Genomic DNA, 15176 nt, shown 5'->3' with positions numbered 1-15176 from the left:
CCCAGGAGATAACGGCAGATGGCGGAACATGGTGCGCTGGCGACCCTGAAAGATCTGGCAGAAAAAGAGGTAGAGGATGCCGCTCGCCTGCTGGGTGAAATGCGTCGCGGATGTCAGCAGGCGGAAGAACAGCTCAAAATGCTGATCGATTATCAGAATGAATATCGCAATAACCTCAATAGCGATATGAGTGCCGGGATGACCAGCAACCGCTGGATCAACTATCAGCAGTTTATCCAGACGCTGGAAAAAGCCATTACTCAGCATCGCCAGCAACTTAATCAGTGGACGCAGAAAGTTGACATTGCCCTGAACAGCTGGCGAGAAAAGAAACAACGTTTGCAGGCCTGGCAGACACTGCAGGAACGGCAATCCACGGCGGCACTGCTTGCAGAAAACCGCCTCGATCAGAAAAAGATGGATGAGTTCGCCCAGCGCGCCGCCATGAGGAAACCTGAATGATTCGCTTAGCGCCCTTGATTACCGCCGACGTTGACACCACCACATTGCCTGGCGGCAAAGCCAGCGATGCTGCACAAGATTTTCTCGCGTTGTTGAGCGAAGCATTAGCAGGCGAGACAACAACCGACAAAGCGGCCCCCCAGTTGCTGGTGGCAACAGATAAGCCCACGGCAAAAGGCGAGCCGCTGGTCAGCGATATTCTTTCAGACGCGCAACAAGCAGATTTACTGATCCCTGTGGATGAAACACCGCCTGTCATCAACGACGAACAATCCACATTAACACCGTTAACCACCGCTCAGACGATGACGTTGGCTGCGGTGGCTGACAAAAATACGACAAAAGACGAAAAAGCGGATGACCTTAATGAAGACGTCACCGCAAGTCTGAGCGCCCTTTTTGCGATGTTGCCGGGTTTTGACAATACGCCCAAAGTGACTGATGCACCGTCAACCGTGTTACCGGCAGAGAAACCAACGCTCTTCACAAAACTGACTTCTGCGCAACTCACTACAGCACAGCCTGATGACGCCCCCGGCACACCAGCTCAGCCATTAACACCGCTGGTAGCAGAAGCCCAGAGTAAAGCGGAAGTCATCAGCACGCCTTCGCCGGTGACCGCTGACGCCAGCCCGCTAATCACTCCACACCAGACACAGCCACTGCCCACCGTCGCCGCGCCTGTTTTGAGTGCACCGCTGGGTTCTCACGAATGGCAACAATCATTAAGCCAGCATATTTCGCTGTTCACCCGCCAGGGGCAACAAAGTGCAGAGTTGCGTCTGCACCCACAGGATTTAGGTGAAGTGCAAATTTCCCTCAAAGTGGATGATAACCAGGCGCAGATCCAGATGATTTCACCGCATCAGCACGTACGCGCCGCCCTGGAAGCAGCGCTGCCGGTACTGCGTACGCAGCTGGCCGAAAGTGGCATTCAGTTAGGGCAAAGCAACATCAGTGGCGAAAGCTTTAGTGGTCAGCAGCAGGCCGCTTCCCAGCAACAGCAAAGCCAACGCACAGCAAACCATGAACCTCTGGCGGGGGAAGACGACGATACGCTTCCGGTTCCCGTCTCTTTACAAGGGCGTGTAACAGGTAACAGCGGCGTTGATATTTTCGCCTAACGTCAGAGGTAGCACCGTAATCCGCGTCTTTTCCCCGCTTTGTTGCGCTCAAGACGCAGGATAATTAGCCGATAAGCAGTAGCGACACAGGAAGACCGCAACACATGACTGATTACGCGATAAGCAAGAAAAGCAAGCGATCGCTTTGGATCCCGATTCTGGTATTCATTACCCTCGCGGCCTGTGCCAGCGCAGGTTACAGCTACTGGCATTCGCATCAGGTTGCCGCTGACGACAAAGCGCAGCAACGCGTCGTGCCCTCCCCGGTCTTCTATGCTCTGGATACCTTTACGGTCAATTTGGGCGATGCGGATCGCGTGCTTTATATCGGCATAACCCTGCGACTGAAAGATGAAGCAACCCGCTCGCGGCTGAGTGAGTATTTGCCGGAAGTCCGTAGTCGCTTGCTGTTACTGTTTTCGCGTCAGGATGCTGCCGTACTGGCGACAGAAGAAGGCAAGAAAAACCTGATTGCCGAGATTAAAACCACACTTTCCACCCCGCTTGTTGCCGGGCAACCGAAACAGGATGTCACCGACGTGCTGTATACCGCTTTTATTCTGCGATAACGACATGGGCGATAGTATTCTTTCTCAAGCTGAAATTGATGCGCTGTTGAATGGCGACAGCGAAGTCAAAGACGAACCGACAGCCAGTGTTAGCGGCGAAAGTGACATTCGTCCGTACGATCCGAATACCCAACGACGGGTTGTGCGCGAACGTTTGCAGGCGCTGGAAATCATTAATGAGCGCTTTGCCCGCCATTTTCGTATGGGGCTGTTCAACCTGCTGCGCCGTAGCCCGGACATTACCGTCGGGGCCATCCGCATTCAGCCGTACCATGAATTTGCCCGCAACCTGCCGGTGCCGACCAATCTGAACCTTATCCACCTGAAACCGCTGCGCGGCACAGGGCTGGTGGTGTTCTCGCCGAGCCTGGTGTTTATCGCCGTGGATAACCTGTTTGGCGGCGATGGACGCTTCCCGACCAAAGTGGAAGGTCGCGAGTTTACCCATACCGAACAGCGCGTCATCAACCGCATGTTGAAACTGGCGCTTGAAGGCTATAGCGACGCATGGAAGGCGATTAATCCGCTGGAAGTTGAGTACGTGCGTTCGGAAATGCAGGTGAAATTTACCAATATCACCACCTCGCCGAACGACATTGTGGTTAACACGCCGTTCCATGTGGAGATTGGCAACCTGACCGGCGAATTTAATATCTGCCTGCCATTCAGCATGATCGAGCCGCTACGGGAATTGTTGGTTAACCCGCCGCTGGAAAACTCGCGTAATGAAGATCAGAACTGGCGCGATAACCTGGTGCGCCAGGTGCAGCATTCACAGCTGGAACTGGTGGCCAACTTTGCCGATATCTCGCTACGCCTGTCGCAGATTTTAAAACTGAAACCCGGCGACGTCCTGCCGATAGAAAAACCCGATCGCATCATCGCCCATGTTGACGGCGTCCCGGTTCTGACCAGTCAGTACGGCACTCTCAACGGTCAGTATGCGTTACGGATAGAACATTTGATTAACCCGATTTTAAATTCTCTGAACGAGGAACAGCCCAAATGAGTGACATGAATAATCCGGCCGATGACAACAACGGCGCAATGGACGATCTGTGGGCTGAAGCGTTGAGCGAGCAAAAATCAACCAGCGGAAAAAGCGCTACCGATGCGGTGTTCCAGCAATTTGGCGGTGGTGATGTCAGCGGAACGTTGCAGGATATCGACCTGATTATGGATATTCCGGTCAAGCTGACCGTCGAGCTGGGCCGTACGCGGATGACCATCAAAGAGCTGTTGCGTCTGACGCAAGGGTCCGTCGTGGCGCTGGACGGTCTGGCGGGCGAACCGCTGGATATTCTGATCAACGGTTATTTAATCGCCCAGGGCGAAGTGGTGGTTGTTGCCGATAAATATGGCGTGCGGATCACCGATATCATTACCCCGTCCGAGCGGATGCGCCGCCTGAGCCGTTAGTGATGAATAACCATGCTACTGTGCAATCTTCCGCGCCGGTTTCTGCTGAGCCACTGCTGCAGGTGAGCGGCGCACTCATCGCCATTATTGCCCTGATCCTCGCTGCTGCCTGGCTGGTAAAACGGCTGGGATTTGCCCCTAAACGCACTGGCGTTAACGGTCTGAAAATTAGCGCCAGTGCTTCGCTGGGCGCGCGTGAACGGGTCGTGGTGGTCGATGTGGAAGATGCACGGCTGGTGCTCGGCGTTACCGCAGGGCAAATCAATCTGCTGCATAAACTTCCCCCTTCAGCACCAACGGAAGAGATACCGCAGACCGATTTTCAGTCGGTCATGAAAAATTTGCTTAAGCGTGGCGGGAGATCCTGATGCGTCGTTTGTTTTCTGTCGCACCGGTCCTTCTCTGGCTGATTACGCCCCTCGCCTTCGCGCAACTGCCGGGTATCACCAGCCAGCCGCTACCTGGCGGTGGACAAAGCTGGTCGCTCCCGGTGCAGACGCTGGTGTTCATCACCTCGTTGACGTTCATTCCAGCGATTTTACTGATGATGACCAGTTTCACCCGCATCATTATTGTTTTTGGTTTATTGCGTAACGCGCTGGGAACGCCCTCCGCGCCACCTAACCAGGTATTGCTGGGGCTGGCACTGTTTTTGACCTTTTTTATTATGTCGCCAGTGATCGACAAAATTTATGTCGATGCGTACCAGCCATTCAGCGAAGAGAAAATCTCAATGCAGGAGGCGCTGGAAAAAGGGGCGCAGCCGCTGCGTGAGTTTATGCTGCGTCAGACCCGCGAGGCAGATTTAGGGTTGTTTGCCAGACTGGCGAATACCGGCCCGTTGCAGGGGCCTGAAGCTGTGCCGATGCGCATTTTGCTCCCGGCCTACGTGACCAGCGAGTTGAAAACCGCATTTCAGATAGGCTTCACGATTTTCATCCCTTTTTTGATTATCGACCTGGTGATTGCCAGCGTGTTGATGGCATTGGGGATGATGATGGTTCCCCCCGCCACCATTGCTCTGCCCTTTAAACTGATGCTGTTTGTACTGGTGGATGGCTGGCAATTGCTGGTCGGTTCGCTGGCGCAGAGCTTTTACAGCTAGAGAGGCAAAATGACACCTGAATCGGTCATGATGATGGGAACTGAAGCGATGAAAGTCGCGCTGGCACTGGCAGCCCCGCTGTTGCTGGTGGCGCTGGTCACGGGCCTTATCATCAGTATTTTGCAGGCAGCCACGCAGATTAACGAAATGACGCTGTCGTTTATTCCGAAAATCATCGCCGTATTTATCGCCATTATTATTGCCGGACCGTGGATGCTCAATCTGTTGCTGGATTACGTCCGCACCTTGTTCACTAACCTGCCGTATATCATCGGGTAGCCCGTACAATGATGCAGGTGACAAGCGATCAATGGCTTTCCTGGTTAAGCCTGTACTTCTGGCCGTTACTGCGCGTGCTGGCGCTCATTTCTACCGCGCCAATTCTGAGCGAACGCAGCGTGCCGAAACGGGTAAAACTGGGTCTGGCAATGATGATCACATTCGCCATTGCCCCATCATTACCTGCCAACGATGTTCCTGTTTTTTCGTTCTTTGCTCTGTGGCTGGCCGTGCAGCAGATCCTGATCGGCATTGCGCTTGGTTTTACCATGCAATTTGCCTTTGCCGCTGTGCGAACCGCTGGCGAAATTATCGGTCTGCAAATGGGGCTGTCATTTGCGACATTTGTCGATCCTGGCAGCCATCTCAATATGCCCGTTTTAGCGCGCATCATGGATATGCTGGCATTACTGCTGTTCCTGACATTTAACGGTCATTTATGGTTGATTTCACTGCTGGTCGATACCTTTCACACCCTGCCGATTGGTAGCGAACCGTTGAACAGCAATGCGTTTCTGGCACTCACCAAAGCAGGGAGTTTGATTTTCCTTAACGGGCTGATGCTGGCGTTACCGCTCATTACTCTGTTGCTGACCCTGAATCTGGCATTAGGTTTACTGAATCGTATGGCCCCACAATTATCCATTTTTGTTATTGGATTTCCATTAACTCTGACTGTCGGCATCTCTTTAATGGCGGCATTAATGCCGTTAATTGCGCCTTTTTGCGAACATTTATTCAGTGAAATTTTTAATTTGCTGGCTGATATTATTAGTGAATTACCATTAATATAATTCCGTAACGTTTATCATGCTACCCTAAGGATTATCCGAAAAATAATATCTGCGAACATCTTCCAGGATACTCCTGTAGCGAAATATTTGTTTTAAGCTCACTCACATATCGCAACATTTACTTTACTTTAAGACAATTCCAGGCAAATTATACAACACTTTACGGGATAGTAAGTCCGCCTGAAAAATTGCGAGAGTGGCGCATTAGGTGACCCATGTTGTTCCGTTTAGTCATGATGAAATATTCAGGTAAGGGGAATTATCGTTACGCATTGAGTGAGGGTATGCCATGTCAACGATTATTATGGATTTATGTAGTTACACCCGACTAGGTTTAACCGGGTATCTGTTGAGTAGAGGGGTTAAAAAAAGAGAAATCAACGACATTGAAACCGTTGATGACCTTGCCATAGCTTGTGATTCACAGCGCCCTTCAGTGGTGTTTATTAATGAGGACTGTTTCATCCACGATGCTTCTAACAGTCAGCGCATCAAGCACATCATTAATCAACATCCCAATACGTTATTTATCGTTTTTATGGCAATTGCCAATGTTCATTTTGATGAATATCTATTGGTCAGAAAAAATTTATTGATCAGTTCTAAATCGATTAAACCGGAATCTCTCGACGATATCCTTGGCGATATTCTGAAAAAAGAGACAACGATAACCTCGTTTTTAAATATGCCGACGTTATCATTGAGCCGAACCGAATCGAGTATGTTGCGAATGTGGATGGCAGGTCAGGGAACCATTCAAATCTCCGACCAAATGAATATCAAAGCCAAGACCGTTTCATCGCATAAAGGTAATATTAAACGTAAGATCAAAACGCATAATAAACAGGTTATCTACCATGTCGTCCGACTGACGGATAATGTGACTAATGGTATTTTTGTCAACATGCGCTAACACATTCTGACTGGTGGTTTCCCACCAGTCAGGCTGAATAAGATTACTCTGCTTTCTCAACAAAGATACCGTCCTGATGCCCTGCTTCATTAAAGAACCAGATGCCGAGCGGGTAGTCTTCCAGCGAAACCAGGTACATTGTGCCTTCACTAAACTCCTCAACTGCCAGTACCACGCCAGGACGACGCGGACCGCCATCCGTTTTGACTGTTACCCGATCATTCACCTTCATCGTTTTCCTCCTGTGGCTTTGTGCCAGTGTAGAACAATTTCGTTTTTCTGGCAGCGCCAGGCGCGCGCGAGTGCTGATTTTCTCGACGGTCTATACTTAAGAGATGCCAGGCGGACTTAACGACTGGCGGCAACAACAGAGTAACGGTTGCGAGGAAAGATGATGAAAACCGCAAAAGAGTACAGCGATACCGCAAAACGTGAGGTCAGCGTCGATGTCGATGCCCTGCTGGCGGCGATCAATGAAATTAGCGAAAGCGAAGTTCATCGCAGCCAGAACGATTCTGAACACGTTAGCGTCGATGGACGTGAATATCATACATGGCGTGAATTGGCGGATGCCTTCGAACTGGATATTCATGACTTCAGCGTCTCTGAAGTGAATCGTTGAATGCACAATAAAAAAATCCCGACCCTGAGGGGGTCGGGATGAAACTTGCTTAAGCAAGAAGCACTTAAAAAATTCGTTACACCAGGAAATCTGATGTGTTCATCACCTTATCTGCAATTTTTTTCGCTGACAAGAAAATATTCGCGCTATGAATGATTAACGCTACTTATGAATAGAAATGTGACGCGCGTCACCCCTTGGTGGCTCTGGTGTCAACGGGATCGCTCCCGAAAAAATCATCTTTGATTATTTGTGCTGTTTTGAGAATCATCCTGGTAAGGGGAGTACTGCGCGACCATGTTTTCAATTCAACAACCACTACTGGTTTTTAGCGATCTTGATGGCACCCTGCTGGACAGTCATAGTTATGACTGGCAACCGGCAGCCCCCTGGCTCAGCCGTTTACACGAAGCCAATATTCCCGTCATTCTCTGTAGCAGTAAAACTTCAGCGGAAATGCTGTACTTGCAAAAAATGTTGGGGCTACAAGGCTTACCGCTGATTGCAGAGAATGGCGCAGTGATCCAGCTTGCTGAACAATGGCAGGATATAGACGGTTTTCCACGCATCATCTCAGGTATTAGCCATGGCGAAATCTGCCAGGTTTTAAATAAGCTACGCGAGAAAGAACATTTTAAATTCACGACTTTTGATGATGTCGACGATGCAACCATTGCCGAATGGACGGGATTAAGCCGTAGCCAGGCGGCGCTGACGCAGCTGCATGAGGCGTCGGTAACGCTAATCTGGCGCGACAGTGACGAGCATATGGCACAATTTATCGCTCGTCTGAACGAACTGGGCTTGCAGTTTATGCAGGGTGCGCGCTTCTGGCACGTACTGGATGCCTCTGCCGGAAAAGATCAGGCTGCCAACTGGATTATCGCGACCTATCAACAATTGTCAGGCAGACGCCCAACCACACTTGGCCTGGGCGATGGGCCAAACGATGCGCCTTTACTGGAGGTAATGGATTACGCGGTGATTGTGAAAGGGCTAAACCGTGAAGGGGTCCATCTGCATGATGAGGATCCGGCCCGCGTCTGGCGAACGCAGCGTGAAGGACCGGAAGGCTGGCGTGAAGGGCTGGACCATTTTTTCTCCGCCCGTTAAGCGTTATCGCTCGCGAATACCCGATTGCGCCCGGCCTGTTTTGCGAGGTAAAGCCGACGGTCGGCCAATGACTGGAGTTGTTCAAAATCATAATCACCGGTTTCCTCGCTGCTGCTTACCCCCAGCGAGGCACTAATGCGTATCGTTGTACTCTTGGCGATCAGCATCTCTTTTTCATTTAACTTCAGGCGAATACGTTCTGCGACCTCCGCAGCCTGCGTCAGATTCGCGCCTGGCAGAATCACACAAAACTCCTCACCACCGACCCGCCCGGCAATGTCCTGCGCACGCAAGGAACTGCTAATTAATCCGGCAGCATGAGAAAGAACACGGTCGCCCGCCTGATGACCAAAGCGGTCATTAATCGCTTTAAAATGGTCAAGATCGACCTGAATGACAGAAAAAGGATGTTGGTGCGTGTGACACAATTTAGCGAGCGGACAGGCTTTTTCGAACAATGCGCCACGGTTATATAAACGCGTTAAGGTGTCGTGCCACGCCTGCCACTGCAACGAGCTTTGCAGAACATACATGTTGCTGACCATCCGGCGAATCACATACCAGGAGAGGAGTAACATGCTGGTAAAGAGCGCCCACAGCAGGGTTAATGCAATGCTGATACTGCCGAAATCGCCGCGCACGCCTTCGCTTAGCGTATGGACGCGCACCAGCACACCGTCGAAATGGTCCAGACGTTCCCAGCTAACATAGCGACTGTCCATACGAATGCCGCCCCGCGTGTCATGTTCCATTGCCTGCGCCAGCAAGGCCAGTTCACGAGGATCAAAAATATTCCCTGTTGGATGGTCAGGATTTGAAGAGGTCAAAAATCTCAGCTTACTGTCATAGAGCTGATACTCACCATCGAGGTTTTTATCGATGGCGTTTCTTAAAAATTGCTGCATAGTACGCACGGGAATACTCATCCCCAGCACGCCATACCAGTAGTTATTACTGTCTACCGGAACACTGACGGTAACCTGCGGTTCAGTATTGCTGGCGTGTTCCGGTTGCGAAGTGAACCAGCGTACCGCGCGGTGACGATTTTCTCGTTGTGAATGGCCGATAAACCAGGGTTGGGTGACATAGCCGTAATAACGCGTTGGTACATTGCGCGTAAACAAGGTCGGCAGCGTCGAAACGTAAAATCCAGCACGCGAGACATACACAGCCTGTTCAACCATCGACGAGGAGTTGTGCGCCAGTCGCAGCAAGTAACCAACTTCCAGTGCAGCGGTAATTTCATTGTCGAGGCTTTCATTTTCGCGAGACAGGAGATTCCCCTCGCTGACTAATGCATCCGATACGCCATTGACTGGCAGGGTGCGCCGTCGGTTGAGTTCGATTTGCCAGGCGTGCTCGTCGCGATGCTGTTCGAACTCGGTTACGGCATTACGCAGAGAGGTGAAATCCAGTGGCGCCACGAGAGCTTCGCGCATGCCATTACGCAAAAAGATCAGTTTGTCGACGTTATACTGCAAATGCTTATCGAGCGCGTTGGCTACGTTTTCCAGATGATTACGCTGGCTGGATATATAGGCATCTTCCAGCACCACCACTTCACGCCAGGTGAGCAAGGTGGAAAAAAGCAATACCACGATAAAGCAGAGATTAACGATATGACCAGGCCCCAGGCGGCGTGCGAGTTTTTTCAACCAGCTCTGGTTTTCCATTTTTGTCTCGTGCTGCACCCTGACGACTCCCAACCTGCTTTTTTATGATTCTGGCATAACCCGGCGATAGCGTACCGCAAAACAGCGATAATTTTATAATGGTGGCATGATAAGACGCGACTATCATTCATTGCAGGCATTGGGACACCAGGCCGGATGTGATCCGGCCTGGTGTTAATGATACCCTTTCAAACTTCTTCCGCAGAACGACTCCCCTCCCCCGGAACAAGATCGGTTTCATGAAAAGCTTCCCGCTTGACCCCGTAACCGTCATACCAACGACACTCAACCATACCGCTGGAGTATCCAGTGACAATCATCCGCGGGCCGCCCTCTTTAACCGTAACTTCCTCACTAACCATAAAGCTCATACTCGCCTCCTTTTTTCGAGTGAAACTTGTTCACCTTAGTTGAAGATGGCGAATTTTGCATAATAGCCAGTGCGAGTATTAATGTGCCTGACCGCGCATTTTCGCTACTGCTTTCACTCCCAGCACCACGATGCCGCCGATGATAAATCCAAGAATCAGATTTAAAACAGTCGGTAATATCATCGCCACCACTGCACTTTGCTGCCCGGCGATATGTTCAATAGCGTGATGCAGCGGCGCAATACCATGTACCACAATCCCACCGCCGACGAGGAACATCGCCAGCGTGCCGACAATCGATAATGCTTTCATCAGCCAGGGCGCGATAATCAATAACCCTTTACCTAATGCCTGCATCAGCGCGCTGGATTTTTCCGCCAGCCAATACCCCAGGTCATCAATCTTAACGATAACCCCTACCAGACCGTAGACGCCCACGGTCACTACCAGCGCGATGCCTGAAAGCACCAGCACCTGATTAAGCAACGGCGCCTCTGCCACAATCCCCAGCGTGATGGCGACGATTTCCGCAGACAAAATAAAATCGGTACGAATCGCCCCTTTAATTTTGTCCTTTTCAAACTTCAGCGGATCCTGCGCCGCCAGCTTCTCCAGACGCTGCTGACTCTGCGCCGGATCTTCTTTATGTTTACGCGCCTCCAGCATATGCAGCACTTTCTCTACCCCTTCAAAGCAGAGAAACGCGCCACCAATCATCAACAGTGGCGTAATCGCCCACGGGATAAACGCACTGATGATCAGCGCCAGCGGCACCAGAATCACTTTATTGATCAGCGATCCTTTCGCCACGCCCCAGACCACGGGAAGTTCCCGGTTGGCCCGCACGCCTGAAACTTGTTGCGCATTGAGCGATAGATCATCCCCTAATACACCGGCGGTTTTCTTCGCCGCCAGTTTGCCCATCACGGAGATATCGTCCAGCAGTGTGGCGATATCATCGAGCAACGTCAGTAAACTACTCCCGGCCAAAAGCATTCCCTCTCATTTTTATTGTTGAAGGGTGTAAGTATGAAGCAAAAACGGCAGCTCTGATACTTGCTTCACAGGTCAACATTTTTTTAACAATCAAGTGCAATTATATCTCTCGCCAGCAGAATGATTTTCACGTTTACTATGAACCACCTTTTTATTTCCACCGTGAGGGATTATGCGTTTCCGCCAGTTGTTACCGCTTTTTGGCGCGCTGTTTGCGTTGTATATCATTTGGGGCTCAACCTATTTTGTCATTCGGATTGGCGTGGAAAGCTGGCCTCCGTTAATGATGGCGGGCGTTCGATTCCTGGCAGCCGGTATTTTATTGCTGGCATTTTTGCTACTGCGCGGACACAAACTTCCCCCGCTACGTCCGCTGCTCAATGCCGCGCTGATTGGCCTGTTATTGCTGGCTGTCGGTAATGGCATGGTGACGGTTGCCGAACATCAAAATGTTCCTTCCGGCATCGCCGCCGTTGTGGTTGCAACCGTGCCCCTCTTTACCCTGTGCTTCAGCCGCCTGTTTGGCATTAAAACGCGCAAACTGGAATGGGTGGGTATCGCCATTGGGCTTGCCGGAATCATCATGCTCAATAGCGGTGGAAATTTAAGCGGCAATCCGTGGGGCGCGATTCTGATTTTAATCGGCTCGATTAGCTGGGCGTTTGGCTCGGTTTATGGCTCGCGCATTACCTTACCTGTAGGGATGATGGCGGGTGCGATTGAGATGCTGGCGGCTGGCGTGGTGTTAATGATCGCGTCGATGATTGCGGGTGAAAAACTGACGGCGCTCCCTTCCCTTTCAGGCTTCCTTGCGGTCGGCTATCTGGCGCTGTTTGGTTCGATTATCGCCATTAACGCTTATATGTATTTAATCCGCAACGTCAGTCCGGCTCTCGCCACCAGCTACGCCTACGTTAACCCAGTGGTCGCGGTCTTGCTGGGTACGGGACTGGGCGGCGAAACGCTGTCGAAGATTGAATGGCTGGCGCTCGGCGTAATTGTTTTCGCGGTGGTACTGGTCACGTTGGGAAAATATCTCTTCCCGGCCAAACCCGTTGTCGCGCCAGTTATTCAGGATGCATCAAGCGAGTAAATGAATCCCCTGCGTGTCGATCTGCGCGCTGGCACCTTCGCCGCAGATCCACTCTTCCAGACGCTCGGTAAGCGCTTCATCCGTCAGCTTCTCGCGCCCACGTAACGCACACTCCCAGACAATCAGTACGCGCCAGCCGAGTGCCTGCAAGCGATTGATATCGCGGCGATCGCGCTCAACATTTTTACCTATCTTCTCCAGCCAGAACTCGGTTCGGGTCGCAGGCACTTTAAACAGATAGCAGTGATGATGATGCCAGAAGCAGCCGTGGGTAAATATCACGCAGCGATATTCATCAACGACAAAATCCGGGCGTCCGGGCAGACTGGCGTCCTGAACGCGAAACGCAAGGCCCTGCCCGGTTAACAAACTGGCGAGGCGCTTCTCAATCGCCGTATCACGCGTGGCAATCGCGCGCATATTTTTGCTGCGGGTGGCCTTATCGTGAACGTCGACCATGTTGTGCCTCTTGCTGACGCAACGCCACCGCCTGTTTGATTTTTGGCTCAAGCAGTTTTGCCACCGCGGCAAAGACCGGCACGACCACCGAGTTACCGAACTGGCGATAGGCCTGAGTGTCCGAAACCGGAATGCGGAATTTCGCTTCTCCCGGCGCTTCAAAACCCATTAAGCGCGCGCATTCACGAGGTGTTAACCGACGTGGACGATGTTGCTGATTCAGCGGATCGTCAAAGTCTTTCTCACCCGTGGCCATATCCCAGCCGCGGTCGATTAAAATTTCCGCGCCATCTTTGTAATAACGAGCAGACAGCGTACGGGTGACACTTTGCGGATTGTTCGGATAAACCATTCCATAACCGAAGCCGTTACCGCGCGCCTGATGTTTTTTCGCATATCGATAGAGGTACTTCCACAGCACCGGCGTCAGGATATATTTTGCCTCAACCATCGGGTCCAGCAGCTGCGCCAGCGTCACTCGCTGTGCAGGGAAACATTCGCTGATATCACGCAGAGTAAAATCGGCTTTCAGATTCAGATCGCGACGAAAACCCACCAGCACGATGCGTTCACGGTGCTGCGGCAGGAAATGTTTACCGTCGATGATTTTCGGATCGTCCGGCCCGTTATCTTCTGCGTCGGCAACGTCATAGCCCAGTTCGTCCAGCGTCTGCATGATGATGCGGAACGTTTTTCCCTTATCGTGACTTTTCAGGTTTTTGACGTTTTCGAGCACAAACATCGCCGGACGACGCGCGTCGATAATGCGCACCACATCAAAGAACAGCGTGCCCTGGGTATCGCAGGCAAAACCGTGCGCCCGCCCGAGCGAGTTCTTTTTCGATACGCCAGCCAGCGAAAATGGCTGACAAGGGAAACCGGCCAGTAAAACATCGTGTTCAGGAATGTGTTGACGAATATGTTCCGCCGCCGCCTCATCACTCACGCCTTCTTGATGACTGAGGGTGATGTCGCGGATATCTTCATTAAAATGATGCGTCGCCGGGTCGCAATAATGGTTGGCTTTATAAGTGCGTACCGCATGTTTGTTCCATTCGCTGGTAAACACGCACTGTCCACCAATCGATTCAAAACCACGACGGATGCCGCCAATTCCGGCAAATAGATCGATAAAGCGAAACGCATAATGCGGATGATGTTCCGGTGGTTTGGGTAACAACGTTTGCAGATGGGCAAACTCTTTCTCACTTAAACGGTGCCATGCAGAGTCATTCGCCAGCGCACGTTTTAAAATTGCCGCGCTCCAGTGATTCTCACCCACACCATTAAGCTGCGCCACCAGCGTTTTAACATCATAAATTTGCAGCAGTTTCTCCAGCATTGCCTGTGCGGCATTCCCGGTGCTGTATGAATCGGTTACTGATATATTTTCCTGCATAGATTTAACCGGCCATCTGAGATGGCCGACAGGTTAACATAATTACTGCCGTTTAGGGCCACGCGCTCAGCCAGCGGGTGAAAACGCATCTATCACCTTGTGATCGATACCTTAATTCTCCCCCGCCAGTTCGGCACCGAGCTTCGCCATAAACTCGACTAAAAATTGCGCGTTGTGCTGTGCCAGCTGCTTGCCTCTTGCGGTTTGCATGGTTTGCGGTAATTTCAGTAACTTTGTCTGGAAATGATCCAGCGCGTAGCGTTTATCATCAAGCGGGCGATGCTGTGCGAACGGATCTTCGCCATCAAACAGCGCCAAGCCCAATGCCCCTGAAACGGCAAATAAGCGCGCCAGGCCAATCGCCCCCAGGGCTTCCAGCCGATCCGCATCCTGGACGATTTTAGCTTCCGTTGTTAAGGGGGCGATTTGCGCGCTGAAACTGTGAGCGGCAATGGCATGACAAACGGCCTCAATTTTCTCCGCCGGAAATTGCACGAACTCTTCACGGAGCAGGCGACGCGTCTCTTCTGCCGCCAGGATTGAAGAACGCTGCCGTTGCGGATGATTTTTCGCCAGGCTCACGATATCGTGAAAATAACAGGCGGTTAAAATCACCAGCATATCGACATCGTCATCTGCCGCCAGTTTCTGTGCCGTAGCCCAGACACGGCGAAAATGACACAGGTCATGCGCCGCGTCCTGATGTTGATGATGGTTTTTCAACCAGTTCTCGAACTGTGCCTGCCAGTGTTGTAACTCCATACGCGCTCCGTTGCCAAAGAGTC

The 15176-nt window shown here is 51.5% G+C and carries 20 protein-coding genes; 13 read left to right on the top strand and 7 right to left on the bottom strand.

Annotated features, from left to right (window positions below; genetic code table 11):
- The first annotated feature begins 18 nt into the window (after positions 1–18).
- From fliJ to rcsA, 10 genes are all read left to right on the top strand, one after another.
- The gene (gene fliJ, locus HBM92_RS09825; protein ID WP_000807584.1) at positions 19–462 is read left to right on the top strand and encodes a flagellar export protein FliJ; all 444 of its coding nucleotides are present in this window, start codon (positions 19–21) and stop codon (positions 460–462) included.
- Positions 459–1586 carry a flagellar hook-length control protein FliK gene (locus HBM92_RS09820; protein ID WP_000620058.1) on the top strand — a complete coding sequence of 376 codons (1128 nt, stop codon included), beginning with the start codon at positions 459–461 and terminating at the stop codon, positions 1584–1586. The genes fliJ and HBM92_RS09820 overlap by 4 nt, the downstream gene beginning before the upstream one ends.
- Positions 1587–1690: 104 nt before the next feature.
- Positions 1691–2155 carry a flagellar basal body-associated protein FliL gene (gene fliL / locus HBM92_RS09815; protein WP_000133106.1) on the top strand — a complete coding sequence of 155 codons (465 nt, stop codon included), beginning with the start codon at positions 1691–1693 and terminating at the stop codon, positions 2153–2155.
- Positions 2156–2159: 4 nt separating this feature from the next.
- Positions 2160–3164 carry a flagellar motor switch protein FliM gene (fliM, locus tag HBM92_RS09810; protein WP_001295641.1) on the top strand — a complete coding sequence of 335 codons (1005 nt, stop codon included), beginning with the start codon at positions 2160–2162 and terminating at the stop codon, positions 3162–3164.
- Positions 3161–3574: a flagellar motor switch protein FliN gene (fliN, locus tag HBM92_RS09805; protein ID WP_001282092.1), complete on the top strand. Its 414-nt coding sequence runs from the start codon at positions 3161–3163 to the stop codon at positions 3572–3574. Before fliM ends, fliN begins: the two co-directional genes overlap by 4 nt.
- Before the next feature lie 2 nt (positions 3575–3576).
- A complete protein-coding gene (gene fliO, locus HBM92_RS09800; protein ID WP_001298519.1) occupies positions 3577–3942 on the top strand; it encodes a flagellar biosynthetic protein FliO in 366 nt (121 codons plus the stop codon).
- Entirely contained in the window at positions 3942–4679 is a 738-nt protein-coding gene (gene fliP / locus HBM92_RS09795; RefSeq protein WP_001253318.1) for a flagellar type III secretion system pore protein FliP, read from the top strand. The genes fliO and fliP overlap by 1 nt, the downstream gene beginning before the upstream one ends.
- Positions 4680–4688: 9 nt before the next feature.
- A complete protein-coding gene (gene fliQ, locus HBM92_RS09790; protein WP_000187358.1) occupies positions 4689–4958 on the top strand; it encodes a flagellar biosynthesis protein FliQ in 270 nt (89 codons plus the stop codon).
- 8 nt (positions 4959–4966) lie between these two features.
- Positions 4967–5752 carry a flagellar biosynthetic protein FliR gene (gene fliR / locus HBM92_RS09785; protein WP_000983988.1) on the top strand — a complete coding sequence of 262 codons (786 nt, stop codon included), beginning with the start codon at positions 4967–4969 and terminating at the stop codon, positions 5750–5752.
- 289 nt (positions 5753–6041) lie between these two features.
- Positions 6042–6665 (top strand): transcriptional regulator RcsA, encoded by a 624-nt coding sequence (rcsA, locus tag HBM92_RS09780; protein WP_000103994.1) that lies wholly within the window; start codon positions 6042–6044, stop codon positions 6663–6665.
- A 43-nt stretch (positions 6666–6708) separates the two neighbouring features.
- On the opposite strand, the gene dsrB is transcribed toward rcsA, so the two are convergent.
- Complete coding sequence (gene dsrB / locus HBM92_RS09775) at positions 6709–6897, bottom strand: protein DsrB (RefSeq protein WP_000867217.1); 189 nt, start codon at positions 6895–6897, stop codon at positions 6709–6711.
- Positions 6898–7059: 162 nt separating this feature from the next.
- On the opposite strand from dsrB, the gene yodD reads away from it, so the two are divergent.
- Together yodD and HBM92_RS09765 are read left to right on the top strand one after the other, a co-directional pair.
- On the top strand, positions 7060–7287 hold the full coding sequence (gene yodD / locus HBM92_RS09770; RefSeq protein ID WP_000844800.1) for a peroxide/acid resistance protein YodD: 228 nt from the start codon (positions 7060–7062) through the stop codon (positions 7285–7287).
- Between the two features lie 297 nt (positions 7288–7584).
- On the top strand, positions 7585–8400 hold the full coding sequence (locus HBM92_RS09765; RefSeq protein WP_000491477.1) for a mannosyl-3-phosphoglycerate phosphatase-related protein: 816 nt from the start codon (positions 7585–7587) through the stop codon (positions 8398–8400).
- Here HBM92_RS09765 and dgcQ read toward each other — a convergent pair.
- The 3 genes from dgcQ to HBM92_RS09750 all read right to left on the bottom strand — a co-directional run bounded on the left by dgcQ (position 8397) and on the right by HBM92_RS09750 (position 11440).
- A complete protein-coding gene (gene dgcQ / locus HBM92_RS09760; RefSeq protein ID WP_001351132.1) occupies positions 8397–10091 on the bottom strand; it encodes a cellulose biosynthesis regulator diguanylate cyclase DgcQ in 1695 nt (564 codons plus the stop codon). The genes HBM92_RS09765 and dgcQ overlap by 4 nt on opposite strands.
- 170 nt (positions 10092–10261) lie before the next feature.
- Entirely contained in the window at positions 10262–10444 is a 183-nt protein-coding gene (locus tag HBM92_RS09755) for a YodC family protein (protein WP_000009302.1), read from the bottom strand.
- A 78-nt stretch (positions 10445–10522) separates the two neighbouring features.
- Positions 10523–11440 (bottom strand): DUF808 domain-containing protein, encoded by a 918-nt coding sequence (locus HBM92_RS09750; protein ID WP_000922688.1) that lies wholly within the window; start codon positions 11438–11440, stop codon positions 10523–10525.
- Positions 11441–11612: 172 nt separating this feature from the next.
- Between HBM92_RS09750 and yedA the strand changes: the two genes are divergently transcribed.
- A complete protein-coding gene (yedA, locus tag HBM92_RS09745) occupies positions 11613–12533 on the top strand; it encodes a drug/metabolite exporter YedA (RefSeq protein WP_001212226.1) in 921 nt (306 codons plus the stop codon).
- Here yedA and vsr read toward each other — a convergent pair.
- The 3 genes from vsr to HBM92_RS09730 form a co-directional block, all read right to left on the bottom strand.
- A complete protein-coding gene (gene vsr / locus HBM92_RS09740; protein ID WP_000228684.1) occupies positions 12522–12992 on the bottom strand; it encodes a VSPR family DNA mismatch endonuclease in 471 nt (156 codons plus the stop codon). The two genes, yedA and vsr, sit on opposite strands and share 12 nt — an antisense overlap.
- The gene (gene dcm / locus HBM92_RS09735; protein WP_001157268.1) at positions 12973–14391 is read right to left on the bottom strand and encodes a DNA-cytosine methyltransferase; all 1419 of its coding nucleotides are present in this window, start codon (positions 14389–14391) and stop codon (positions 12973–12975) included. The genes vsr and dcm overlap by 20 nt, the downstream gene beginning before the upstream one ends.
- A 111-nt stretch (positions 14392–14502) precedes the next feature.
- Entirely contained in the window at positions 14503–15153 is a 651-nt protein-coding gene (locus tag HBM92_RS09730) for a phosphohydrolase (protein ID WP_001304276.1), read from the bottom strand.
- Positions 15154–15176 lie beyond the last annotated feature (23 nt).

This window comes from Escherichia sp. E.sYA108, from assembly GCF_011754335.1.
Classification (GTDB): Bacteria; Pseudomonadota; Gammaproteobacteria; order Enterobacterales; family Enterobacteriaceae; genus Escherichia; species Escherichia coli.
The sequence above is the reverse complement of the archived record's forward strand: the minus strand, read 5'-3'. Positions and strand labels throughout refer to the sequence as shown.

Excerpts from the sequence above, each read along its gene's own strand:
- fliJ (WP_000807584.1), top strand. The coding sequence starts at position 19 with ATGGCGGAACATGGTGCGCTGGCGACCCTGAAAGATCTGGCAGAAAAA.
- HBM92_RS09820 (WP_000620058.1), top strand. The coding sequence starts at position 459 with ATGATTCGCTTAGCGCCCTTGATTACCGCCGACGTTGACACCACCACA.
- fliL (WP_000133106.1), top strand. The coding sequence starts at position 1,691 with ATGACTGATTACGCGATAAGCAAGAAAAGCAAGCGATCGCTTTGGATC.
- fliM (WP_001295641.1), top strand. The coding sequence starts at position 2,160 with ATGGGCGATAGTATTCTTTCTCAAGCTGAAATTGATGCGCTGTTGAAT.
- fliN (WP_001282092.1), top strand. The coding sequence starts at position 3,161 with ATGAGTGACATGAATAATCCGGCCGATGACAACAACGGCGCAATGGAC.
- fliO (WP_001298519.1), top strand. The coding sequence starts at position 3,577 with ATGAATAACCATGCTACTGTGCAATCTTCCGCGCCGGTTTCTGCTGAG.
- fliP (WP_001253318.1), top strand. The coding sequence starts at position 3,942 with ATGCGTCGTTTGTTTTCTGTCGCACCGGTCCTTCTCTGGCTGATTACG.
- fliQ (WP_000187358.1), top strand. The coding sequence starts at position 4,689 with ATGACACCTGAATCGGTCATGATGATGGGAACTGAAGCGATGAAAGTC.
- fliR (WP_000983988.1), top strand. The coding sequence starts at position 4,967 with ATGATGCAGGTGACAAGCGATCAATGGCTTTCCTGGTTAAGCCTGTAC.
- rcsA (WP_000103994.1), top strand. The coding sequence starts at position 6,042 with ATGTCAACGATTATTATGGATTTATGTAGTTACACCCGACTAGGTTTA.
- dsrB (WP_000867217.1), bottom strand. The coding sequence starts at position 6,897 with ATGAAGGTGAATGATCGGGTAACAGTCAAAACGGATGGCGGTCCGCGT.
- yodD (WP_000844800.1), top strand. The coding sequence starts at position 7,060 with ATGAAAACCGCAAAAGAGTACAGCGATACCGCAAAACGTGAGGTCAGC.
- HBM92_RS09765 (WP_000491477.1), top strand. The coding sequence starts at position 7,585 with ATGTTTTCAATTCAACAACCACTACTGGTTTTTAGCGATCTTGATGGC.
- HBM92_RS09755 (WP_000009302.1), bottom strand. The coding sequence starts at position 10,444 with ATGAGCTTTATGGTTAGTGAGGAAGTTACGGTTAAAGAGGGCGGCCCG.
- HBM92_RS09750 (WP_000922688.1), bottom strand. The coding sequence starts at position 11,440 with ATGCTTTTGGCCGGGAGTAGTTTACTGACGTTGCTCGATGATATCGCC.
- yedA (WP_001212226.1), top strand. The coding sequence starts at position 11,613 with ATGCGTTTCCGCCAGTTGTTACCGCTTTTTGGCGCGCTGTTTGCGTTG.
- vsr (WP_000228684.1), bottom strand. The coding sequence starts at position 12,992 with ATGGTCGACGTTCACGATAAGGCCACCCGCAGCAAAAATATGCGCGCG.
- dcm (WP_001157268.1), bottom strand. The coding sequence starts at position 14,391 with ATGCAGGAAAATATATCAGTAACCGATTCATACAGCACCGGGAATGCC.
- HBM92_RS09730 (WP_001304276.1), bottom strand. The coding sequence starts at position 15,153 with ATGGAGTTACAACACTGGCAGGCACAGTTCGAGAACTGGTTGAAAAAC.